The organism is Agrobacterium larrymoorei (assembly GCF_037722385.1).
Lineage (GTDB): Bacteria > Pseudomonadota > Alphaproteobacteria > Rhizobiales > Rhizobiaceae > Agrobacterium > Agrobacterium larrymoorei_C.
Window position 1 is genome coordinate 510,120 of the sequence record NZ_JBBKAQ010000020.1, and the last position, 22,547, is coordinate 532,666.

The window sequence follows — 22,547 nt, forward strand, 5'->3', positions numbered from 1 at the left end:
AGGAAGAGAAAGCACCATGACCAAATTGTTCGAACCCGCACAGGCTGGCGATATCGCCCTGGCAAACCGCATCGTTATGGCGCCGCTTACCCGCAATCGGTCCCCGGGTGCAATCCCGAACAATCTGAACGCCACCTATTACGAGCAACGTGCAACTGCCGGCCTGATCGTTACCGAGGGCACACCTGTCTCGCAGCAGGGTCAAGGCTACGCGGATGTTCCAGGCCTCTACAAGCAGGAAGCCATCGAAGGCTGGCGGAAGGTCACCGATGGCGTCCACAAGGCGGGCGGCAAGATCGTCGCACAGATATGGCATGTCGGTCGTATATCCCACACCTCGCTGCAGCCGCATGGCGGCCAGCCCGTCGCTCCTTCCGCGATCAAGGCAAAGTCCAAGACCTATATTATCAACGATGACGGCACCGGTGCTTTTGCCGAAACATCAGAACCGCGAGAGCTCGGAACGGCAGAAATTCCTGTCATCCTGGACGATTTCCGTAAAGGCGCACGCGCTGCCATCGAAGCGGGCTTCGACGGTGTCGAGATCCACGCGGCCAATGGTTACCTGATCGACCAGTTCCTGAAATCCGGCACCAACCAGCGCACCGACAACTACGGCGGCTCGATCGAGAACCGTGCCCGCTTCCTCCTGGAAGTGGTCGACATCGTTGCCAAGGAAATCGGTGCGGGCCGCACAGGCATTCGCCTGTCTCCTGTTACACCTGCCAACGATATTGTCGAGACCGACCCGCAACCCCTCTTCAACTATGTTGCAAAAGAACTCGGCTCCCGCGGCCTTGCCTTCATCCACGTCATCGAAGGCGCAACCGGTGGCCCACGTGATTTCAAGCAGGGCGACAAGCCTTTCGACTACGCTGCCATGAAAGCGGCCTATGTTGAAGCCGGCGGCAAGGCGCTTTGGATTGCCAATAATGGTTATGACCGCGCGTCCGCCATCGAGGCAGTGGAAAACGGCAAGGCTGACGCTATCGCATTTGGTAAGGCCTTTATCGCCAATCCTGATCTGGTTCAGCGTTTGAAGGATAACGCGCCGCTGAACGAGCCAAACCAGCAGACCTTCTATGGCGGCGGCGCTGAAGGCTATACCGACTATCCGGCACTTGCCTGATCAAAAACGGAACGCCGCGCGCCTCAGATGTGTGCGCGGCGTCCCACCGATGAGGTTTCTTCTGCACGATCGGGATGTGGTTCCAGGCAGTCCAGATCCTTGAGCGTGACAAAGACTGCTTCGTCGATCGGTGTGCGCGGTTCATCGCCGAGAAACTCCAAAAGCTTTTCGTTGCTCATCCGCAGTTCCCGCTGCCAAAGATAACGCATCTCCTGAAGTTCTTTAAACAACGGCACGAAGGGTGAGCAGAGCCGGAACAGCCACCATGGAACCCGCTTCATTTTAACATGGAGGCCAACGACGCGTTCGATTGCGGCGGGTAAGTGGCGCCCGTTTGCGTCCCAGAAGCCTTCCATGTGAAAGACAGAGAAGGCCGGCAATTCGTTGGCACGCTCAAGCAGGCGCATCATCGTTTCCGCTACATCCGGAAGATATGCCCATTGGTGGCCGACGCCCGGGCTTCCGGGATTGGAAATGCTACGCACCGGCTGTCCGGGCTGCACCAAACCCTGGCTAAACCAATTATTGCGCGCCTTCGGTCCAAAGAAATCTCCGGCGCGAACGATCAGCACCGGCACGCCTCGCGTTGATGCCGCATGCAAACGGCCTTCCATCTCCACACGGATCTTCCCCTTGCGCGTCTTCGGCCTTTGCGGGCTCTTCTCCGTCAGTAAGGGAAACGCGTCAGGGCCGAAATTGTAAACAGTGCCGGGCAGCAATATCCGCGCACCGACATTTTCCGCCGCATTGATGGTATTATCGAGCATAGGCAGAACGAGCGTTTCCCAGTTGCGATATCCGGGCGGGTTAACTGCATGGACGATAAGCGAAACCCCTTTAGCGCCAGCAAGCACATCCTGCGCCTTCATAGCGTCTCCGATGTGCCACTCCATCATTGAGTGGTGAGACTTGGGCGGTATATCCCTGACGAGAGCCCTCACCTTCCAGCCTCGTCCGAAGAGCGCCTCGGTAATATGCCCGCCAATCCCGCCGCGGGCACCGAGAACTAGTGCTGTTCGTTGAACGTCCTCTCTGACCTCTACCATGTTGAAACTCCGATCCTTGGCGATTGAACTCTTGGACTGGAGGATGGCGCAAAAGACCGCCATACAGAATTCACCAAACCCGTTTATCGGCCATACAAAAATTATGATCATCGATCGCGAAATCAGTTGGGATTATTATCGTACCTTCCTCAGCGTGCTACGAGACGGCTCGCTTTCAGCGGCTGCAAGAGAGCTCGGCATCACCCAGCCCACCGTCGGTCGCCATATCGGCGCTCTTGAAGAAGCGATCGGCTATCAGCTTTTCATCCGCTCACCTCACGGTCTTGTCCCAACCGATGCGGCGATTGCCTTGAAGCCCTACGCAGAAAATCTCTCTGCCACTGCAGCAGCGCTCGTGCGCGCCGCATCCGGTGAAGTTGGCAAAATCGAAGGGGCTGTGCGCATCAGCGCCTCGGATGTGATCGGCGTCGAGGTCCTGCCACCCATCATCGCCACGCTACAGGACGCCTATCCAAAGCTTGAGATTGAGCTCTCGCTATCGGACACAATCGAGGATCTGTTGCGGCGAGAAGCGGATATCGCCATTCGCATGACGGAACCGGTGCAGGATGCGATTGTCATGCGCTATGTCGGCAATTTTCGCATCGGCTTCCATGCGACAAGCGGCTACCTTCAGAAAATGGGAACGCCGATGAAGAAAGAGGATTTGGAGGAGCACAGGCTGATCGGCTTCGATCGAAAAACGCCGTTCATCAGGGCGATCCTTCAGAACATGAAGAAAGAAAATCCGGCAATCCCCGATGCCGATCAAATCCCCTTCGCCACTCGCGCAGACAGCAACCTGGCGCAGCTTGCTCTGGTGCGTGCCGGGGCGGGTATCGGCATGTGTCAGATCGGACTGGCGAAACGCGAAGAGACGCTCAAGCACATCCTGCCCGAATTCGAAGTGGCCCTCCACACCTGGGTTGCCATGCATGAAAATCTTCGAACCTCGCCACGCTGCCGTGCGGTATTCAGCGCCTTGGTGGATGGGCTGAAAGCGCACCTGAAAGCGACCGATCCCGATGCGCCCTCATCCAAGCGTTAATGCCTCTAACAAAAGTCAGCCTGGATTGCTTGCCTGGCGCTGGGCATACGTGTCGACAACCTCCGCTTCCGGCCTGTCGCCGCCCTGGCTGAACTCTTCATGCCAGCGGCCGCGCTCGTCCTGGTAGCTGATCTCCTCGTCCTCGCCGCCGACCTGCTGTTCGGCAGCGGCGATCTTGGCGGCCTGAACGGCGTCTGAGTGGGTCGGGAAGGCTTCGGAATAGGCGCCGTTCATTCGGTACGCCCAGCCGCCATCATGCTCGACGATTTCATAACACACCTTGGTCATGCGCATGTCCTCCTGTTATGCGTGGAGAAGATTGACAACCAATACCGCAAACAGGCATTTCAGGACTGAGATCGCGGTTCGTTATCATGTCCTCGCGCTCACTATCCTACCAAATGGCCAAGAGTGCAAACCGGCTCTCGGCCCATCACTGAAAAGATCATCGGCCCTAAGCATTTTCGCCCGCTCATAGTTAGGCGTGAAAATGTGAGGAGCCGAAAGTTGCAGCAACGGAGCCGGTGTTCACCGGAACGGCTCTGAGATCTGGAGGGGAATATGTCCGTCGCCACCACTTTGAAGCAGGAGCGCATGCTTTTGCTCGCCGTCCCAGTTGCGATCGTCGCTTATCTGGCAGAGCACAGCGTGCTGGAAGCGAGCAAGGCACTCTCCTTTGTCGTTGCTGCCGCGCTGATTGCTGTCATCGTTGCAGTCTCCATGCGGGTTGCCCATCACGCCGAAATCCTCGCGGCCAAGGTCGGAGATCCTTATGGCACGATGATCCTGACGCTGTCTGCGGTTGCGGTCGAAGTGCTGATCCTCGCCATCATCATGAGCGAGTCGAGCTCCCCTACTCTGGTGCGCGATACGATCTACTCGGCGGTGATGATCGACATCAACGGCATCCTGGGTCTGGCTGCCTTGCTTGGAGGCCTACGTCACGGCGAGCAACCCTATAATGACGATTCCGGCCGAACCTATGGCGTAATGATTCTGACGGCCATGGGCATCTCGATGATCGTGCCGGAATTCGTGCCGGAAGCGAAGTGGCACCTCTACTCTGCTTTCACGATCTGCGCGATGATCGCGCTATACGGCCTTTTCCTCAAAATGCAGGTCGGACCGCATAGCTACTTCTTCAGCTACAGCTACCCGCGTGCAGACCGCAAAAAGGCAGCGCCGGAAGGCGATGCCCACGGCCATGGAGAAGAGGACGGCTCGGCTGCCTATTCGATCGGTGTCATCCTTGTCGGCGTTGTGCTGATCGGCGTTTTGGCGGAATTCATGGCTGCCTTCCTCACCCATGGACTGGAAGGAAGCGGTGCCCCAGAGGGCCTGATGGCTGTCGTCGTTGCCACCATTTCGGCAGCGCCGGAAATCCTCACCGCCATGCGCGCCGCCTTGCGCAACCGCATGCAGCCCGTCGTCAACATCGCCATGGGCGCCTCGCTCTCGACGGTCATCCTCACCGTCCCAGTGATGGAAGCGATCGCACTCTATTCCGGCCAACCCTTCATCATGGCAATGACGCCGGTGCAGACCGTGATGGTCTTCATCACCCTGATCGTAGCTGCGATCAATCTCAATGATGGTGAGACCAATGCCATTGAAGGCATGACGCATCTGATCCTGTTCGCCACCTTCATCATGCTGCTGTTTCTTGGGCTGTGAGGCGTCAATTGATTGAACTCAGACCGGCAACGCTAAGCGATGTGGCAGCCATCGCACATGTCCATAATCAGATCTGGCGTGAAACGATGCGGGAACTCGCCTCGCCATCCGTGTTTGCAGCCCTTAATGAGGAACATCGCCTGCGCTACTGGACCAGCAAACTATCCCATCCAGAGCCGCACCAACGTGTTCTCGTGGCAGAGATCGAGAGGGAGGCCGTCGGTATCGGCGCGATCGGCCAACCAACACATCCGATTTTCGGATCCTGCGCGGAGATCAAGAACCTCTGCATCCTGTCCAGCTTCCAACGGCAGGGGATCGGCAGGCGACTTCTCGAAGCTTTGGCGCTTAACGCCAGATCGATGTGCTACCGCTCTGCAGGCCTTGGCGTCGTCAAGGACAACAAACTGGCTTGCGAATTTTATGAAGCGCTCCGCGCACGCAAGATCGGCGAGTTTCGCGATCCCGGGCCAATCTGGCGTTCCGATAATATCGCCTACGCCTGGGACAATTTCGACCAGCTTATAGCGCAATAAAAAACCCGACATCGCTGCCGGGTTTCCTTTGGTCAATGCTGCCAGTCTTAGCGGCAATTAGCGCAGAAACGCTGAATGCGGTTGCAGGCCTCTTCCAGCAACTTTTCCGATGTCGCATAGGATATGCGGAAGTTCGGGCCGAGGCCGAAGGCAGAGCCGTGAACGACGGCAACACCTTCCGTTTCCAGAAGCTCGGTGACGAAATCTTCGTCCGTCTCGATCACCTTGCCTGACGGTGCCGTCTTGCCGATCAGACCAGCGCAGGACGGATAAACGTAGAACGCGCCTTCCGGAACCGGGCAAGTGATACCCTTGGCCTGGTTGAGCATAGAAACGACGAGGTCACGACGGCCTTCGAAGATCTTCTTGTTTGCCGGGATGAAGTCCTGGCTACCGTTCAGCGCTTCGACAGCTGCCCATTGCGCAATGGAGGTGGCCCCAGACGTCTGCTGACCTTGGATCATGTCCATTGCCTTGATCAACTGCAGCGGGCCAGCTGCATAGCCGATACGCCAGCCGGTCATTGCATAGGCTTTGGAAACGCCGTTCATCGTCAGCGTGCGGTCGTAGAGCGAAGGCTCCACTTCAACCGGCGTCACGAACTTGAAGTCGCCATAGGTCAAGTGCTCATACATGTCGTCGGTCAGGATCCAGACATGCGGATGCTTGACAAGAACGTCGGTCAAAGCCTTCAGCTCGTCGTGGCTGTAAGCCGCGCCCGACGGGTTGGAGGGCGAGTTGAAGATGAACCACTTGGTCTTGGGCGTAATCGCCTTTTCAAGCGCTTCCGGCTTCAGTTTGAAGTTGTCTTCCAGCGTGGTGTTGACGAAAACCGGTGTGCCGCCGCAGATCGCCACCATTTCCGGATAGCTCACCCAATAAGGTGCTGGAATAACGACTTCGTCGCCAGGGTTAAGCGTTGCCATGAAGGCGTTGAAAAGAATCTGCTTTCCGCCCGTGCCGACAATCGTCTGCTCGGGCCTGTAGTCCAGACCGTTCTCGCGCTTGAACTTTTCGGCAATCGCCTTGCGCAGTTGCGGAATACCGGAGACAGGCGTGTATTTCGTCTTGCCTGCTTTGATAGCGGCAATGGCAGCTTCCTTGATATTGTCGGGCGTATCGAAATCCGGCTCGCCGGCGCCAAGGCCAATCACATCGCGACCCTGCGCCTGCAATTCGCGAGCTTTCTGCGAAACGGCGATGGTGGCGGATGGCTTTACGCGGGAGAGAATGTCGGCAAGGAAGGCCATTTTTATCGGTCCTATTGAAGTTGACATCGACAGAAAGTTCAGCGGGGCGCCGCTCTCTGCGGCAAGTGGTATGTCGAAAGACCGAAAGTCTTTCAAGGTCAAAACCCATGAAAAGATGCGATGAGTGGTATTTACTTTATTGTGGAATGGGCAGTTGCATCCGCTCACGCGACGCCGTTTTCATCCTCGAACGATACCGACTTCAAATTCAGGCGAACGCCGAAAAAATTGGCAATTTTAATGACCTTAACCTCTCGTTAATTCGTGCCTTTTTATCGCCACAATAAATACGCCGGACTGACGAAATTCGGTCTCCAAGCAGTCCACTTCCAAGCCTCTTTTTCGCATGCGGGCAAACGAGAAGGACGACGACAATGCTTATGAATGACCGGAACCCGGCAGATCGGCTGAAGGTGCAGAGAATGCTCTTCTCTCTGTGGATGGCGCTCGCGGCCATCATGGTCATTCTCACCATGGCAGCAGGCTTTGCAACCTCCTCCCGCGCATCGGAAACGGTCGATCCCATGACGACATCCGCCATTGCCAGTGCACCGATCTCGAAAGCATCGGACCGCATCTTCGTCACCGGTCTGGTGGCACTCGGTTTCGGCACCATGGCGGTCGGGGGTGTAGTCCTGACGCTCAGCAGCATTCGCGAAAGTCGCCTGCGCCGCGATCGCGACTGACCGTCTTCCTGTGCCTTGCCGAACCCCGCCCATGCTGATAGAGCACCGATGAAATGGCTGTCCGAGGCACCCTATGACGCGTAGGAGCATCTCCGCCATCTTCAGGGTCAAGATCTGCTGCTTCGTGCACACCGCCGATTCTAACGCACCTCTGCTGGTCGGATTTCGCGCTAACGGATCACCCTCTTCGACAAGACAATGAAGCAACGGACCGTTGCTTGCCAGTGGTGAAGAATGACGCGCATTCAGGCAAACCTCGTACTTCTTCTCGCTGCCGCGATATGGGGTGGCGGCTTTGTCGCGCAGTCCACTGCCATGGCGTCGATCGGTCCCTTCTGGTTTGTCGGCCTGCGCTTTGCCATTGCCGCTCTTGCGGTCTTGCCCTTTGCACTCATGGAAACACGCCGCATGGGATCGAAGCCGAGCAGCGCGGAATATCGAGCCTTTGGCCTGGTGGGACTGGCACTGTTCATGGGCGCGACCACGCAGCAGGTGGGTCTGCTCACCACCTCTGTCACCAATTCCAGCTTTCTCACGGCTCTTTACGTCATCTTCGTACCGGTCATCGCCGTCTTGATTTATCGGCGCTACCCGCACTGGGTGGTTTGGCCGGGTGCCACCATGATGCTGGTCGGCATCTTTCTGCTTTCCGGGGGCGCCTTCAGCAGCCTGACGACAGGGGATTTCCTCAGCATCACCTGTGCCTTCTTCTGGGCTGTGCAAATCACGCTTGCCGGCCGCGCCGTCATGGCCAGCAATCGACCGCTTGCCCTTTCCTGTGCCCAGTTCTCCGTCTGCGCCATTCTCAGCGTGGTGATCGGCGCGGCCTTTGAGCCGATCAACACCCAGGCGGTTGCTGCGTCGATCCGCGAGATCCTCTATGTCGGCCTCGTTTCGTCCGGTCTTGCCTTCGTTCTCCAGGTCATAGGCCAGCGCTACACGACAGCGCCACAGGCGGCCATCTTCCTCTCGTCCGAAGCTCTTTTCGGCGCTCTTTTTGCATCGCTGTTTCTGGGAGAGATCATCCCGGCCGCAGGCTACATCGGCTGCGCCATCATCTTTGCCGCCATTCTGCTGGTCGAACTGGTGCCGGAGCTTACGAAAAGGCGCCAGCAAAAACTTGGCGAAACAGGCTAAGGCGCGCTGTCTATTGATGAAGTCTTCATGACTGTGCGCGAAAATTGCAGGGAATACCCATCGCCAACGATGGTTTTGTTTTCTTAACTGCGCCCTAACGGGAAAAATTTCCGCATTACGCGTTATACGCGTCAAACGCCCGCGATTGATCGTGTTTGGCGCCTAAAAACTTTTGCTTGCCAATTTTAAATAAACACATCACTCTACCGCCGTTCGGGCAATTTGCGAGCGTGGGAAGACCTAGAAATAGATGCATCGGAGACAATACTTCGAGCGGTGGGAACAACAAAACGTTGATCAGAACGTCAAGACTTCCACGGCGATGGTTCAATCTCTCAAACATCAAGAACTGCCTGCCGTACGCCCTAGCGGGCAAAACTGTAATGCTGCCTGGAGCTGAACACGGGCAGAGCGAAAAGGACCTGATGCATGGCCGAGACTGGCACCGTAAAATTCTTCAATACCGACAAGGGCTTCGGCTTCATCAAGCCAGACAATGGTGGCGCTGATATCTTTGTTCACATCTCTGCCGTACAGGCCTCCGGCCTGTCCGGTCTGTCAGAAAACCAGAAAGTGAGCTTCGACACGGAACCGGATCGTCGCGGCAAGGGCCCAAAGGCAGTCAATCTTCAGATTGCTGGCTGAGCCACAACGACTTTCTCTTCTAGTTGAAGCCCGGCAGGAATGCCGGGTTTTTTTATGGATCGGCTTGAGAAAAGCCTCCCTCGCCTCTCTTCAATCGACGCTTTTCTCAACCCCGTTCGGGGCTGCCGGAGCTACGCCAATCGGGCCGAGATTTTGCAGGTAAGGGTTTGAGCGTCGCTCTTCACCGAAGCGACCGCCGGGGCCGTGCCCGCAAATGAACCCGACCTCGTCGCCGAGAGGCAGCACTTTATCGCGGATGGAGGCGAGCAGTTGCTCATGGTTTCCACCGGGAAGGTCGGTACGCCCGATAGAGCCGTTGAACAGAACGTCGCCAACATGGGCGAAGTTCTGCTCCCGATTATAGTAGATGACGTGGCCCGGCGCATGGCCTGGGCAGTGATAGACTTCGAATGCGTGATCCCCGAAGGACACCACATCTCCATCCTTCAGCCACCGATCGGGAAGCACGTTCTGGAGACCGGTGATACCATACTTCTGCGCCTGGGTCACGATCCGCTCAAGCAGCGGACGGTCATCCTCATGCGGGCCGATGATCGCCAGCGACAGCTGCTCCTTTAATTCCTTGGCGCCGCCGGCATGATCGAGATGACCATGAGTGAGCCAGATCTCTTTCAGCGTGATACCGTTTTCGGCAACAGTCTGAACGATGACATCGACATCCCCGCCCGGATCGACAACCACGCCTTCCTTCGTGCCCTCGTCGAAGAGAATGGTGCAGTTCTGCTCAAATGGCGTGACCGGAATGATCCCTGCCTGCAACTTTCCCATGACGACCTCCTGCTGACGATAAACCGTTCTGCCCTATAGACTGGCATGCGCGACAGCACAATGAAATGTGAAAAAAGTAAAGCTCTAAAAGCATTGTCGATAATGTTAAAGAAGAAGACAAATCAGCACCTTATCTTGACTTATATAGCGCCTTTTCAAACATAGTTCTCGTGCTTTCGGGAACGGAAAAGCAGAAGCTGCGTTCTTGCCCCAGTCTTCAAAGGAGTGAGACAGATGGACAAGAAGCTGAAACTGATGATTGCTGGCGGCGCTTTCGCTTTGATCGCCGGTTATGCCAATGCGGCCATGGTTGCGACCACGGCATCTGACATTTCGGTACGTTCCGGCCCAGGCGAAGATTACCCGGAAGTGGGTCTTGCCACGCGCGGCAGCAATGCGGTTCTTGACGGATGCCTCGAAGGCAGCGCCTGGTGCCGTATTGAAGTCAACGGCGTACGCGGTTGGGCCAATGCCGACTACCTGAACGTCATGTATGAAGGTTCGCCAGTCATCCTGCGTGAGCGTCGCGCTGACATCGATGTTCCGGTCGTGACCTACGAGAAGACGGCAAGCGTCCAGCAGGAAGAACCGAACCCGGGCGACCCTAACCTCGGTCGTGTCGGTGAGGTAGACCCGCCGGAGCAGGTCATCACCTATATCGATCAGCATCCAGGCAAGGTCGTGCGCGTCGAGGGCGATGTCGCCATCGGCACGACTGTTCCTGCCAGCGCGGAGCTCGTTGCTATTCCTGACTACGAATATAGCTACGTCCGCGTCAATGATCGTCGCGTTCTGGTTGAACCAAGCACGCGCCGCGTTGTGTATGTGTACGAGTAACGTCGCGTAGAGTACCAGCGTGTATGAGTAGCGAAGAGCGCGGCCTTGCCGCGCTCTTTTGCTTATGGGAGCACACACGTGGTTTGGCATTGATGTTCAACCTGCGGCATATTATCGAACGCAACAGAAAATGATCGTGAGACGCCCGTCTAGGACACCAATTGGGCCAAACTCATGCTAATGGTGTTGCAGACCAAGATGATATCGAAGGAACAACAGTGCCTGCCCAATCGCTGAAAAAGGCTGCCGCCAAGCCGGCTCCGGCCCTGCCCCACGTCGATGATGCGAAAATCGACTTCGACACGATTGAGGCCTTCTTCTTCGCCTATCGCGACTTCGTTTCCGATCCGGACGCGATTCTGGAGAAGCTCGGCTATGGCCGAGCGCATCATCGTGTGGTCTATTTCGTCTGCCGCAACCCCGGTATGACGGTCGCCGACCTTCTCGATACGCTGCAGATCACAAAGCAGAGCCTTGCGCGGGTGCTTAAACAACTCATCGACGAAGGCTACATTCGCCAGATGGCAGGCCCCGAAGACCGTCGCCAGCGCAGGCTCTACCCGACACTGACAGGCCGAGAACTGGCGCTTGCCTTAAGCGATCCGCAATCGCGCCGCATCGCGCGCGCTCTGGATGGCATGTCGACGCAAGCCAGGACCTGCGTTCTTGAATTTCTCGCCAAGATGCGCGACGCCGAACCGACAGGAGCGGAATGACGATGGCCACAGCAACAGCGAAACAGCCGGCGGATGATGACGCGCCCCATCTCCTCATCGTCGATGACGACGCCCGTATCCGCGACCTTCTCCAGCGCTTCTTGAGCGACAAGGGATACCGCATTACTGCCGCGGCAGACGCCGCCGAGGCACGCCGCAAGATGCAAGGCATCCAGTTTGATCTCCTCATCCTCGATGTGATGATGCCTGGTGAGAACGGCCTTTCGCTGACGAAGTCTCTAAATGAAAACAAGACCGTGCCGGTTATTCTTCTGACCGCGCGCTCAGAAGCGGATTCACGGATTGCCGGGCTTGAAGCCGGTGCCGATGATTATCTCGCCAAGCCTTTCGATCCGCGTGAACTGGTGCTGCGTATCAACAATATCCTCAGACGCAACACCTCGCCGGATACGCCGAAAATCGACCAGATCATTTTTGGCCCGTTCAACTTTTCCCTCCACAAGAAAGAGCTTCGGCGCGGCGCCGATATCATCCGGCTGACTGACAGGGAGCTGGACATCATGATGCTCTTTGCACTGCGCGCCGGCGAAACGATCCCCAGACATGAGCTGGTGGATGCCGATGCAGATGTCGGCGAGCGCACCATCGACGTGCAGATCAATCGCCTTCGACGCAAGATCGAGGACGATCCCGCCAATCCCGTCTATTTGCAGACGGTGCGCGGCATCGGCTACCGGCTGAGCGTCGATTGAACCACACCCTTCTGGCGCGTCCGGAACAGAGCCGGACGGACAGGTGATCAATGGCAAGCCTCGACTTCATGAGTTTCGCCCGCAACAGCGCCCCAGCACGAGGGTGGCGCTTCTTTGTGCGATGGTTACGGCACTGGCTTCCGACCGGTCTTTATACCCGCTCGTTGCTGATCATCATTCTACCAATGGTTCTGTTGCAGGCGGTCGTCGCGGCCGTCTTTATGGAGAGGCACTGGCAGTTGGTGACGGAGCGTCTTTCTGCTGCCGTTACCCGGGACATCGCTGCGATCATCGAGCTGATCGAGACCGATCCGGAAGAGGACGACTATCAGCGCGTCATCAATATTGCCCGAGAGAAGCTCGATCTCAGCATCTACATCGAGCCGAAAACGGAGCTGCCGCCAGCAAGGCCACAGCCCTTCTTCTCCATTCTTGATTCCATTCTGGCCGACCAGATCAACGCGCAAATCGGCAGGCCCTTCTGGATCGATGCGTTCGGCAACGGCTCGCTGGTGGAAATCCGCATCCAGCTGAAGGACAAGACGCTACGCATCTTCACGCGCCGCAACCAGACCTATGCCTCCAACACGCACATCTTCCTTGTCTGGATGGTCGGCGCTTCGCTCGTCCTGCTCGGCATCTCCATCCTCTTCCTGCGCGGCCAGATCCGTCCGATCCTGGCGCTCGCCAAGGCCGCCGAAAGTTTCGGTCGAGGCCAGAAGATCACGGCTTACTCGCCGAAAGGTGCCGATGAGGTAAGGCGCGCTGGGCTTGCCTTCATTCTCATGCGAGAGCGGATCGAGCGACAGATGGAGCAGCGCACCGCAATGTTGAATGGTGTGAGCCACGATCTGCGTACCATCCTCACCCGCTTCAAGCTTCAACTCGCACTGGCAGGCGATAATCCGGATCTGGAAGGTCTCGACAAGGATGTCGACGACATGCAGTCGATGCTGGAAGCCTATCTCGCCTTTGCCCGCGACGATGCGGAGGAGGATGTCGGCACACTGGAACTGGAGCCATTGTTGCAGAAGCTGCAGAGTGATTTCCAGATGGTCGGGAAGACGATGACATTCCAGCTGAACGGCGTGTCACAGCTCTCCGCTCGTCCCAACGCCTTCTCGCGCCTGATCGGCAACCTAGCTGCCAACGCACAGCGCTATGCGAAGACACTCTCCATTGAGCTGCGACGGGCTCCGCGATCGACCAGTCTCGTCTTTGATGATGACGGTCCTGGCATCCCGCCTGAATCGCGCGAAGACGTGTTCAAGCCTTTCTTCCGGCTGGATGAGGCACGTAACCTCAACGCCTCCGGCACAGGGCTAGGTCTTTCGATTGTGCGGGATATCGCAAGAAGCCATGGTGGCGACGTGATGCTGGATGACAGCCCGCTGGGTGGACTGCGCGTGATCGTGAAAATTCCAGCCTGACCGAACAGGAAGCGATATCAGACCCTGACGGCGATCAGCACATCTTTTGGCCGTTCGGGACATCGCGCTCGACGGCAGCCAAGACGATGTCGCCATTGCCATCGGCAAAACCAAGTGTGAGAACTTCCGAGCGGAATGGGCCGATCTGGCGCGGCGGAAAATTCACGACCGCAAGCACCTGTCGTCCGACAAGGCTTTCAAGGGTATAATGGACGGTAATCTGCGCCGATGATTTCTTGACGCCGATCTCCGGGCCGAAATCGATCTTCAGCTTGAAGGCCGGCTTGCGTGCTTCCGGAAAGGCTTCCGTCTCGATGATGGTACCGACGCGAATATCGACCTTCTCGAAATCCGCATAGCTGATTTCAGCGTTCATCTGCCCTTCGTCTCCGTATTAAACACTTTCGGTGAACCAAGGCTCACCTTCAGGGCTCTCGCTTTTTTCGTTCTATCCATTCCCCTGACGCAAAACCGCGCGTGCTTTGCGGCAAATGCTTTAATTTGCCAGTTCTTCCGCGCGTGTCTTGGCGGCGGCAATCGCCCTGTCGAACAAGGGCTGCATGCCATCCTCGGCCATCAGCACGGAAAGAGCCGCCGCCGTTGTGCCGCCGGGAGACGTCACATTCTGGCGCAGTTTCGAGGCATCGTCGGGGGACTGGTAGAGAAGCTCCCCAGCCCCCGCGACGGTTTCTCGCGCGAGACGCATGGCAAGGTCCGCCTGCAGGCCAGCTTTGCGGCCTGCCTCTGCCATGCATTCCACGAGATAGAAAACATAAGCGGGGCCACTACCGGACACGGCAGTAACGGCATCGATGTCACCTTCAGTCGCAACCCATTCAACCGGGCCGCTGACTTTCAGAAGTTCTTCCACCAACTGCCGCTGGTCGGCCGAAACACGCTCATTAGCATAAGCGCCGGTCACGCCACGCCCCACCATGGCGGGCGTATTGGGCATGGCACGCACGGTCGCCGTCTTGCCCAGATAGCTCTCGATCGACGACAGCGTCTTGCCCGCGGCAATCGAAACGATGACGGTCTCTTCCCCGACAAGCCCTTGCAAGCCCGGTAGCACCGCATCCATCAATTGCGGCTTGACCGCCAGAAACAGAATGCTGGCCGTCACGCCATCCGGTGCACTCTCGTAGTGGCGAGCGCCGACCTGGCTCAAAGTCGAGGACATGGCATCGGACGGACGTGGATCGATGACGATTACCGACGAACCGGCAACACCCTTCTTCAGCCAGCCGGAGAGCATGGCGCCGCCCATATTGCCGGCACCGACGAGAACGATAGGGTTAGAGCCGAGCGAGAGCACGTGTATCAGGCCTCGCCGACGGTCTCGAAAAGAGCCGCTTCCATCGCCGCCTTTGCTTCCATCCCGGACCAGACGACGAACTGAAAAGCCTGATAATATTGTTCGCAAGCTTCAAGCGCGCTGGAAAGCAGAACCTCGACCTGCTGATTGGTCGGCTCGGCACCGCCTGCCAACAGCAACGACTGACGGAAGATGATGACATCTTCCTGGCGCCACAGGTCGAAATGGCCCATCAGCGTCTGGCCGTTAACATGCGACAGCAGCCGGATCACTTCATTGACGCGATGATCGGGAACGCGGATATCGAAGGCGCAGGCGAGATGAAGCGCTTCGAACTGTTCCATCCAGGAAAACGAGACGTGGTAGTCGGCCCAACGGCCTTCCACCGTCATGGCAATTTCGTCCTCGCCCGAGCGCTCGAAAGACCAATCGTTGGCGGCCGCTACGAACTCGATCATGTCGACCGGGTTGGAGAGACGTTCAACTTCGAATTCTATTAGGCTCATACGGCACCTTTTCAGCCGGAGATGAATGTTTTGTTTCGCACGCGAAGCACAAAAACGCACATACAAATGCCGGTACATCAGTTTAGGACGATTGCCCGACGCCGCCAGATTAACGCAGTGAACCTGTCTGGAGCTTACCGAGTTCGTTTCGAATCATCATTTAAAATCAGTCTATAACGAGCGAGTCCCATCGCCACCCCCTGCTCGGCCATTTTCCGGGGAGAACCGTGGATATCTCTTGGCGCGTCGGATCAGTTGGGAGTCATAACCGACTCTGCCGATTGCACTTTTTGCATGTGTCCACAGAGGGGAAAAAAATGCTGACGAAAACGCTTGCTCTTTCCGTACGAATCCGCACTCGCGTCGCTTCGCAGTTTAAGGCACAAAAAATCGAAAGGCCGCGCCCTTTGTAAGAGCGCGGCCTGTCTGACAGATGTCCGAAATCGTAGATCGGATTGGGCTCAGGAAGCGTTTCCGGCAAGTTTTGCCTCTAGCGCTTCGATCCTGGCGCGCAGAGCATCATTCTCATCGCGGGCCTTGATTGCCATCTCGCGAACGGCATCGAACTCCTCGCGCTTGACCACATCGAGGCTGTTCAGCCAGCGATCGGCCTGCGCATGAAATGCCTGCTCCACTTCCTTCCGTACACCCTGCGCCGCACCTGCGGCATCGGTCATCAGCTTCGCGAATTCATCGAATATGCGGTTTGTTCCGGTTGTGCTCATGGCGCGGTGTCCTCGTCTTCATCCGGAGAGACGTGTTGCTCTATCCGGTTCTGACATTTCAGGTAGGCACTCCCTTGGCGCGTTGCAAGCAAAAACGGGATTGTGACAGGCGGTAACCTTACTCGTGACTGTCCTGAAAGCGCCAAAGAATCGCCTTGACCACTCCCTTTTCACCCGCCATTTTTCGCCCGGCGGGAAAGATCATGCTCATACTGCCTGCGTTTCGAAAACCCAGCGTTTTCGCCAACAACAAGAGAATGGAATACGCGACTTGTTTTCACCGCTTGCCCCGCTTTCGATCATGCCGTTTCCGAACATCGATCCGATCGCCTTTTCCATCGGCCCGATCTCGATTCATTGGTATGGCATCGCTTACGTCGTCGGCATTCTTCTGGGCTGGTATTATGCGCGCAAGCTCAGCATGACAGACCGTCTGTGGCCGGGCGACAAATCGCCGGTAACGCCAATTCACCTGGACGATTTCATCATCTGGGCGGCGGCCGGCATCGTGCTGGGCGGGCGCATCGGCTATGTGCTTTTTTATGATCTGCCTGCCGTCATGGCGAATCCGGTCCGCGCCTTCGAAATTTGGAATGGCGGCATGTCCTTCCATGGCGGCCTGCTTGGCACGACGATCGCGATGATCCTCTTTGCCCGCCGCAACGCCATTCCCGTCTGGAGCATGTTCGATATTATCGCTGCGGTTGCACCGATCGGCCTGCTCTTCGGCCGCATCGCCAACTTCATCAATGGCGAATTGTGGGGTCGTTTGACAGATGTTCCATGGGCTGTCGTCTTCCCGACGGGTGGGCCCTTCGCCCGCCATCCAAGCCAGCTTTACGAAGCTGGGCTGGAAGGCATCGTGCTGCTCGTTGTTCTCTCCATCCTGATCTGGGCCTTCAAGGCGCTGAAGACGCCAGGCACCGTGACGGGTACCTTCGTCGCCGGATACGCCCTGTCGCGCATCTTCGTTGAATTCTTCCGCGAGCCCGATGCGCAGATCGGCTATCTGGCCGGGAACTGGTTGACCATGGGAATGGTTCTCTCCGCGCCCATGTTCGCGCTTGGTGTCTGGGCCATCCTGCGGGCGCGTTTGGCTGCCCGCTCCCCGCAGAACGGATAAGTGACATGCCAACGCCCCTTGCCCGTCGCATCAAGTCTCTTATTCGTCTCAATGGCCCGTTGAGCGTCACCGATTACTTCTCGCTCTGCCTCGCAGATCCAGAGCATGGCTATTACAAGACGCGCCAGCCATTCGGCCGCACCGGCGATTTCGTCACGGCACCGGAAGTCAGCCAGCTTTTCGGTGAGATGCTCGGCGTGTTCATGGTGCACGCCTGGCAGCGTCACGGTACACCCGCAAATGTCCGACTGGTCGAAATCGGCCCCGGCCGCGGTACGATGATGGCGGATATCTTGCGGGTTATCCAACGCATTGCCGCGCCGCTCTATGAGACGATGAGCGTGCATCTGATCGAGACCAGCCCGCTTCTGACCGAGACGCAGCAAAAGACGCTCGCGGCGCATGAGGGCAAGATCAGCTGGCACGAAAGCTTCGAGGATGTGCCACCGGGCTTCCTTCTGATTGCAGCCAATGAACTCTTTGATGCCATCCCGATCCGCCAGTTCGTCAAGACGCCGCAGGGCTTCAGGGAACGGGTCGTCAGCCTCAATGAGGATGACGAACTCATCTTCACCGCTGGCGTCGCTGGCCTCGATCCCGACCTTCTACCCCCACAGCCTGAGCGCCAAGCACTTGGCACGATCTTCGAATACTCGCCGGCGCGCGAAGCGGTTATGGCCGCGCTCTGCGAAAGGCTCAAGGTCAACAGCGGAACCGCGCTCATCATCGACTACGGCCACATGGTGTCCGGCTATGGCGACACCATGCAGGCGCTGAGAATGCATGAATATGATCCGGTCCTCGCTCATCCAGGGGAAGCCGATCTCACCAGTCATGTGGATTTTGAAAGCCTGGTAAAGACGGCGAACGCAAACGGCGTCCATGTCAACGGCTGCGTGCACCAGGGCGATTTCCTCTACGGCCTTGGGCTCAAAGAACGCGGACAGGCCTTGGCCGCAACGGCAACACCAGATCAGACACTGGCGATCGCCGAAGCCATCAATCGTCTTGCCGGCGAAGGTGCCGGCAAGATGGGCGAGCTTTTCAAGGTCCTTGCAGTCTCCAGCCCTGCCCTGCATTTGCTGCCGTTTCGCGCACTCGATTGAGCGCGCGGATGAAGCGACAGGCGCCCGGTGCCTGAGGGGGAGATTGACACGGGCTGTCCGCTTGGGCCAACATTGGGTCAATTCGAAGCAGAGCACATCTGCCGCACGGCATCTATTTGAGATGCACTCATCGGAAACACGCGCTCAGAATCATCCCTCAAAATATCGGCGACACCGCAAAGGATTGAACACCTCATGCAGGACGACACGCTGCCGCTTCCCGTTCAGAGCCCATTGCTCGGGGCGGCATCCGAAAACGGCATACGCCATGGTTTCTTCACCCGCGAAGGTGGCGTCTCGAAAGGCATCTACCGCGGCCTGAACGTTGGCCTTGGTTCGCAAGACGACCGTCAATCGGTGTTGGAGAACCGTCGTCGCGTCACCAGCTGGTTTGGCCTGCCGGTCGAAAAGTTGGCTACCGTTCATCAGATCCACTCTCCCAATGCCGTGGTTGTCGACGAGACATATGATGGCGAGAGGCCGCAGGCGGACGCTATTGTGACCGCAACGCCCGGGATTGTCATCGGCGTGCTGAGCGCCGATTGCGGCCCGATCCTCTTTGCCGACCGCCAGGCTGGCGTGGTGGGTGCGGCGCATGCAGGTTGGAAGGGCGCAGTTCATGGGGTCCTGGAAAACACCATCGAGAACATGATCGCGCTCGGCGCGCGCCGCGAAAACATCGTTGCCGCGCTCGGCCCCTCCATCGCGCAGGAAAATTATGAGGTGGGGCCGGAGCGTGTTGAAGACCTCAAGCGGCTCGACCCCACCTATGAACAATATTTCGCCCCCTCTCCGAATGAGGGCCATGCCTATTTCGACCTGAAGCAACTGACCATGGACCGGCTCGCAAGAGCAGGCGTCCAGGCCGAAAATCTCAATCTCTGCACCTATCCGGATGACAAGCGTTTCTTCTCCTTCCGCAGGACCACGCATCTATCCGAACCGGATTACGGTCGACAGATCTCAGCAATAGCAATTTTGGAGACGTAAGATGGCTCTACACTTCGAACCCGCCGAATTCGAGGCCCGTCGTGCCCGCCTGATCGAGAAGATGGCAGAGGAAAAGCTGGATGCCGTCCTGCTCTTTGCCCAGGAAAGCATGTATTGGCTGACCGGCTACGATACGTTCGGCTATTGCTTTTTCCAGACGTTGATCGTCAAGGCCGATGGCTCGGTGGCGCTCCTCACCCGCTCCGCCGATCTGCGCCAGGCGCGCCATACCTCCAATATCGAGAACATCGTCATCTGGGTGGATCGCCTCAATGCCGATCCGACGCTCGATCTGAAGAACCTCATGAGCGAAATGGATCTGCTCGGCTGCCGCGTCGGCATCGAATTCGACACCCATGGCATGACCGGCAGAGTGGCACGCCTGCTCGACAACCAATTGGCAAGCTTCTGTCAGATCGTTGACGCCTCCTACCTTGTCAGCACGCTTCGCCTCGTCAAAAGCCCAGCCGAGATTGCCTATGCAAAGCGCGCTGGAGAACTTGCCGATGAAGCCCTGGATGCGGCCATCGCGCTCATCAAGCCGGGCGCGGATGAGGCCGACATTCTGGCTGCAATGCAGGGTGCTGTCTTTTCCGGCGGTGGCGATTATCCCGCCAACGAATTCATTATCGGCTCCGGCCCGGATGCACTACTGTGCCGCTACAAGGCAGGCCGCCGCAAGCTCGACGCCAAGGATCAGATCACGCTCGAATGGGCAGGTGCAAGCGCGCATTATCATGCCGCGATGATGCGCACCGTCGTCATCGGCGAACCGGAGTTCCGCCACAAGGAACTCTACAATGCTTGCGCAGAAAACATGCGCGCCATCGAAGAGGTCCTTCGCCCAGGCTATACCTTCGGCGACGTCTTCGATGTCCATGCGAAGATCATGGATGAGCGCGGTCTGACCCGCCACCGGCTCAATGCCTGTGGCTACTCGCTTGGCGCGCGCTTCTCCCCGTCCTGGATGGAGCACCAGATGTTCTATGCGGGAAACACGCAGGAAATCCTGCCCAACATGACGCTCTTCGTCCACATGATCATCATGGATAGCGACGCCGGCATCGCGATGACGCTCGGCCAGACCTATGTGACGACCGAGGGTGCGCCGCAGTCGCTATCCCGTCATAGCCTCGACATGCTGACGGCCTGAGGGCGGTTTGACTCCAAACCCAAACCGCACTTTAATCGCACCATCCTGGGGAGGACGGAGCCAATGATGAAGAGATACAGGGCATGAAGCGGCTCGGCGCGGTCCTTACAGTTCCGGCCTTCGTATTGGCTCTTTCTGCCTGCAACACCAGCGATGCGCTGACGCCGCAGGTCAATGTCGGGCACAGCCAAGCGCCATCCACTCCTGTCAACCAGGGCGATCTCGACCAGATGGCCGCTGCCGCGGATCGCTCCGGTTCCGGTGTTGCTCCACAGGTGCCGGCCTATGCACCGCAGAACACATTGCAGGCGCAGGCGCAAGCGATGACGAGCGGCGTTCAATATGGTCAGCCGGTCAACCGCCAGCCTCAGCAGCCGTCTGCGGCTCAACCGCAGCATCAAACCGCGGCACTCGCCCCATCCGGCGCTGCCAGCATCCGCTTCCTGCCGATCATCGGCGCGCCGGTACAAGCCGTCACCCCTTTATCGCGACAACTGGGCGCCGAAGCTCGCGCCAAGGGGCTGACGATCCTGCCTTCAGCCGATACCTCTGCCAACAACATCCTGAAGGGCTACCTCTCGGCCTTCGAAGATGGCGGCAAGGTGACGATCGTTTATGTCTGGGACATCCTCGACGCCAATGGTGCTCGGCTTCATCGCCTCCAGGGACAGGAAGCAGTGGCATCGCGCGGCGGCGACCCGTGGTCAGCGGTCACGGATGGCGTCATGCAGAAGATCGCGGCCAAGACGCTGGATGACTACCAGGCGTGGCGGCAGAGCAGCCGTGGATAAAGTCTCGGTCGAAAACAGCTTGGCCAATCCAATCGATTGAAGAGACATTTGACAACAGTCGAGTCACAAAGTTTTCACGAAAATCATGGGTAACGCGGTTCCGCCTATTGCATTCACAGGCAACAGCGCTATTAAGGCGCCCATGGCAAAACGGCATGTCCGGCGCCCCTTTTGGGCCGGGTATTCCTTCCCGTTGAACGACGCACTGGCCGCGGAACAGACTTAAAATCCCGGGCTCAAGCGATGGCATGGAAAACAGGCGGCACCCATGAAGGTTTTCGCAGGCAATTCGAACCGGCATCTGGCCGAAGCGATCTGCAAGTATCTCAATGTTCCCCTGGGAAATGCCACAGTAAAACGGTTTGCGGACCAAGAAATCTTCGTAGAAATCGGTGAGAATGTACGCGGCGAGGACGTCTTCGTCGTCCAGTCGACATCTTTCCCCGCAAACGATCATCTAATGGAACTGCTGATCATGATCGACGCCATGCGTCGTTCCTCGGCAAAGCGCATCACCGCCGTTCTTCCCTATTTCGGCTATGCCCGCCAGGACCGTAAGGCCGGTCCGAGAACACCGATCTCGGCAAAGCTCGTTGCCAATCTCATTACCGAAGCAGGTGCCGATCGCGTCCTGACGCTCGATCTTCACGCTGGTCAGATCCAGGGCTTCTTCGATATCCCGACGGACAATCTCTTCGCCGCGCCGATCCTCGCTCGTGACGTCAAGGAACACTACGACACCAATAACGTCATGGTCGTTTCTCCAGATGTCGGCGGAGTGGTCCGCGCTCGCGCGCTTGCCAAGCGTCTCGACTGTCTTCTCGCCATCGTCGACAAGCGCCGCGACCGCCCAGGCGAATCGGAAGTCATGAACGTCATCGGTGACGTCTCCGGCAAGGACTGCATTCTGATCGACGACATCGTCGATTCCGGCGGCACACTCTGCAACGCCGCAGAAGCGCTGCTCAAGAACGGCGCGACCAGCGTCACCGCCTACATCACTCACGGCGTTCTGTCCGGCGGCGCCGTCGCCCGCGTGGCATCTTCCAAACTGCGCGAACTCGTCATCACCGACAGCATCCAGCCAACGACCGGAGTCCAGTCCGCGCACAATATCCGCGTGATCACCACGGCAACTCTGCTTGGCGAAGCGATCAACCGCACCGCGATGGAACAGTCGGTTTCGGGCCTCTTCGACTAAA

25 protein-coding genes are annotated in these 22,547 nt (G+C 57.8%); 17 read left to right on the plus strand and 8 right to left on the minus strand.

Translation table 11 applies throughout. From position 1 onward, the window contains the following. Positions 1–16: 16 nt before the first annotated feature. The gene (locus WKI41_RS21350; RefSeq protein WP_340195426.1) at positions 17–1,129 is read left to right on the plus strand and encodes an N-ethylmaleimide reductase; all 1,113 of its coding nucleotides are present in this window, start codon (positions 17–19) and stop codon (positions 1,127–1,129) included. 23 nt (positions 1,130–1,152) lie between these two features. Here the strand turns inward: WKI41_RS21350 and WKI41_RS21355 are convergent, their stop codons facing one another. Next, complete coding sequence (locus WKI41_RS21355; RefSeq protein WP_340195427.1) at positions 1,153–2,175, minus strand: NAD-dependent epimerase/dehydratase family protein; 1,023 nt, start codon at positions 2,173–2,175, stop codon at positions 1,153–1,155. A 103-nt stretch (positions 2,176–2,278) separates the two neighbouring features. On the opposite strand from WKI41_RS21355, the gene WKI41_RS21360 reads away from it, so the two are divergent. Continuing rightward, positions 2,279–3,223: a LysR family transcriptional regulator gene (locus WKI41_RS21360; protein WP_340195510.1), complete on the plus strand. Its 945-nt coding sequence runs from the start codon at positions 2,279–2,281 to the stop codon at positions 3,221–3,223. 15 nt (positions 3,224–3,238) lie between these two features. On the opposite strand, the gene WKI41_RS21365 is transcribed toward WKI41_RS21360, so the two are convergent. Beyond that, the gene (locus tag WKI41_RS21365) at positions 3,239–3,511 is read right to left on the minus strand and encodes a DUF2188 domain-containing protein (protein WP_340195428.1); all 273 of its coding nucleotides are present in this window, start codon (positions 3,509–3,511) and stop codon (positions 3,239–3,241) included. A 273-nt stretch (positions 3,512–3,784) separates the two neighbouring features. On the opposite strand from WKI41_RS21365, the gene WKI41_RS21370 reads away from it, so the two are divergent. Together WKI41_RS21370 and WKI41_RS21375 are read left to right on the plus strand one after the other, a co-directional pair. Then, complete coding sequence (locus WKI41_RS21370; protein WP_340195429.1) at positions 3,785–4,897, plus strand: calcium:proton antiporter; 1,113 nt, start codon at positions 3,785–3,787, stop codon at positions 4,895–4,897. Positions 4,898–4,905: 8 nt separating this feature from the next. Next, a complete protein-coding gene (locus tag WKI41_RS21375) occupies positions 4,906–5,433 on the plus strand; it encodes a GNAT family N-acetyltransferase (protein ID WP_340195430.1) in 528 nt (175 codons plus the stop codon). A 47-nt stretch (positions 5,434–5,480) separates the two neighbouring features. Here the strand turns inward: WKI41_RS21375 and WKI41_RS21380 are convergent, their stop codons facing one another. Beyond that, positions 5,481–6,683, minus strand: coding sequence for a pyridoxal phosphate-dependent aminotransferase (locus tag WKI41_RS21380; RefSeq protein ID WP_340195431.1), 1,203 nt, complete (start codon positions 6,681–6,683; stop codon positions 5,481–5,483). A gap of 374 nt (positions 6,684–7,057) precedes the next feature. On the opposite strand from WKI41_RS21380, the gene WKI41_RS21385 reads away from it, so the two are divergent. The 3 genes from WKI41_RS21385 to WKI41_RS21395 all read left to right on the plus strand — a co-directional run bounded on the left by WKI41_RS21385 (position 7,058) and on the right by WKI41_RS21395 (position 9,151). Further along, positions 7,058–7,369, plus strand: a complete 312-nt coding sequence (locus tag WKI41_RS21385; RefSeq protein WP_340195432.1) for a hypothetical protein — start codon at positions 7,058–7,060, stop codon at positions 7,367–7,369. 234 nt (positions 7,370–7,603) lie between these two features. Then, positions 7,604–8,506, plus strand: coding sequence for a DMT family transporter (locus WKI41_RS21390; protein WP_340195433.1), 903 nt, complete (start codon positions 7,604–7,606; stop codon positions 8,504–8,506). Between the two features lie 429 nt (positions 8,507–8,935). After that, positions 8,936–9,151 (plus strand): cold-shock protein, encoded by a 216-nt coding sequence (locus tag WKI41_RS21395; protein ID WP_003494703.1) that lies wholly within the window; start codon positions 8,936–8,938, stop codon positions 9,149–9,151. 90 nt (positions 9,152–9,241) lie between these two features. Here WKI41_RS21395 and WKI41_RS21400 read toward each other — a convergent pair whose 3' ends face one another. Beyond that, the gene (locus WKI41_RS21400; RefSeq protein ID WP_340195434.1) at positions 9,242–9,940 is read right to left on the minus strand and encodes an MBL fold metallo-hydrolase; all 699 of its coding nucleotides are present in this window, start codon (positions 9,938–9,940) and stop codon (positions 9,242–9,244) included. A 234-nt stretch (positions 9,941–10,174) separates the two neighbouring features. Between WKI41_RS21400 and WKI41_RS21405 the strand changes: the two genes are divergently transcribed. The 4 genes from WKI41_RS21405 to WKI41_RS21420 all read left to right on the plus strand — a co-directional run bounded on the left by WKI41_RS21405 (position 10,175) and on the right by WKI41_RS21420 (position 13,636). Further along, the gene (locus tag WKI41_RS21405; protein WP_340195435.1) at positions 10,175–10,777 is read left to right on the plus strand and encodes a DUF1236 domain-containing protein; all 603 of its coding nucleotides are present in this window, start codon (positions 10,175–10,177) and stop codon (positions 10,775–10,777) included. 218 nt (positions 10,778–10,995) lie between these two features. Further along, a complete protein-coding gene (locus tag WKI41_RS21410; protein WP_340195436.1) occupies positions 10,996–11,493 on the plus strand; it encodes a MarR family winged helix-turn-helix transcriptional regulator in 498 nt (165 codons plus the stop codon). Positions 11,494–11,495: 2 nt separating this feature from the next. Continuing rightward, positions 11,496–12,206: a response regulator gene (locus WKI41_RS21415; RefSeq protein ID WP_340195437.1), complete on the plus strand. Its 711-nt coding sequence runs from the start codon at positions 11,496–11,498 to the stop codon at positions 12,204–12,206. A gap of 50 nt (positions 12,207–12,256) precedes the next feature. Further along, positions 12,257–13,636: an ATP-binding protein gene (locus WKI41_RS21420; protein WP_340195438.1), complete on the plus strand. Its 1,380-nt coding sequence runs from the start codon at positions 12,257–12,259 to the stop codon at positions 13,634–13,636. Between the two features lie 34 nt (positions 13,637–13,670). On the opposite strand, the gene WKI41_RS21425 is transcribed toward WKI41_RS21420, so the two are convergent. The 4 genes from WKI41_RS21425 to WKI41_RS21440 form a co-directional block, all read right to left on the minus strand. Next, complete coding sequence (locus WKI41_RS21425; RefSeq protein ID WP_340195439.1) at positions 13,671–14,012, minus strand: tRNA-binding protein; 342 nt, start codon at positions 14,010–14,012, stop codon at positions 13,671–13,673. A 120-nt stretch (positions 14,013–14,132) separates the two neighbouring features. After that, complete coding sequence (gene proC / locus WKI41_RS21430) at positions 14,133–14,951, minus strand: pyrroline-5-carboxylate reductase (RefSeq protein WP_340195440.1); 819 nt, start codon at positions 14,949–14,951, stop codon at positions 14,133–14,135. A 5-nt stretch (positions 14,952–14,956) separates the two neighbouring features. Continuing rightward, positions 14,957–15,457, minus strand: a complete 501-nt coding sequence (locus WKI41_RS21435; RefSeq protein ID WP_340195441.1) for a YbjN domain-containing protein — start codon at positions 15,455–15,457, stop codon at positions 14,957–14,959. A gap of 461 nt (positions 15,458–15,918) precedes the next feature. Further along, complete coding sequence (locus WKI41_RS21440) at positions 15,919–16,182, minus strand: accessory factor UbiK family protein (protein ID WP_340195442.1); 264 nt, start codon at positions 16,180–16,182, stop codon at positions 15,919–15,921. Between the two features lie 301 nt (positions 16,183–16,483). Here WKI41_RS21440 and lgt point away from each other — a divergent pair, with 301 nt between their 5' ends. The 6 genes from lgt (at position 16,484) to WKI41_RS21470 (ending at position 22,546) form a co-directional block, all read left to right on the plus strand. Further along, on the plus strand, positions 16,484–17,305 hold the full coding sequence (gene lgt / locus WKI41_RS21445) for a prolipoprotein diacylglyceryl transferase (protein WP_340195511.1): 822 nt from the start codon (positions 16,484–16,486) through the stop codon (positions 17,303–17,305). Positions 17,306–17,310: 5 nt separating this feature from the next. Next, complete coding sequence (locus WKI41_RS21450) at positions 17,311–18,411, plus strand: class I SAM-dependent methyltransferase (RefSeq protein ID WP_340195443.1); 1,101 nt, start codon at positions 17,311–17,313, stop codon at positions 18,409–18,411. Between the two features lie 195 nt (positions 18,412–18,606). After that, positions 18,607–19,401 carry a peptidoglycan editing factor PgeF gene (pgeF, locus tag WKI41_RS21455; protein ID WP_340195444.1) on the plus strand — a complete coding sequence of 265 codons (795 nt, stop codon included), beginning with the start codon at positions 18,607–18,609 and terminating at the stop codon, positions 19,399–19,401. Position 19,402: 1 nt separating this feature from the next. Continuing rightward, positions 19,403–20,554, plus strand: a complete 1,152-nt coding sequence (locus WKI41_RS21460; RefSeq protein ID WP_340195445.1) for a M24 family metallopeptidase — start codon at positions 19,403–19,405, stop codon at positions 20,552–20,554. An 83-nt stretch (positions 20,555–20,637) separates the two neighbouring features. Beyond that, the gene (locus WKI41_RS21465; protein WP_340195446.1) at positions 20,638–21,345 is read left to right on the plus strand and encodes a hypothetical protein; all 708 of its coding nucleotides are present in this window, start codon (positions 20,638–20,640) and stop codon (positions 21,343–21,345) included. 268 nt (positions 21,346–21,613) lie between these two features. Continuing rightward, entirely contained in the window at positions 21,614–22,546 is a 933-nt protein-coding gene (locus tag WKI41_RS21470; RefSeq protein ID WP_340195447.1) for a ribose-phosphate diphosphokinase, read from the plus strand. The last annotated feature ends 1 nt before the right edge of the window (position 22,547 follow it).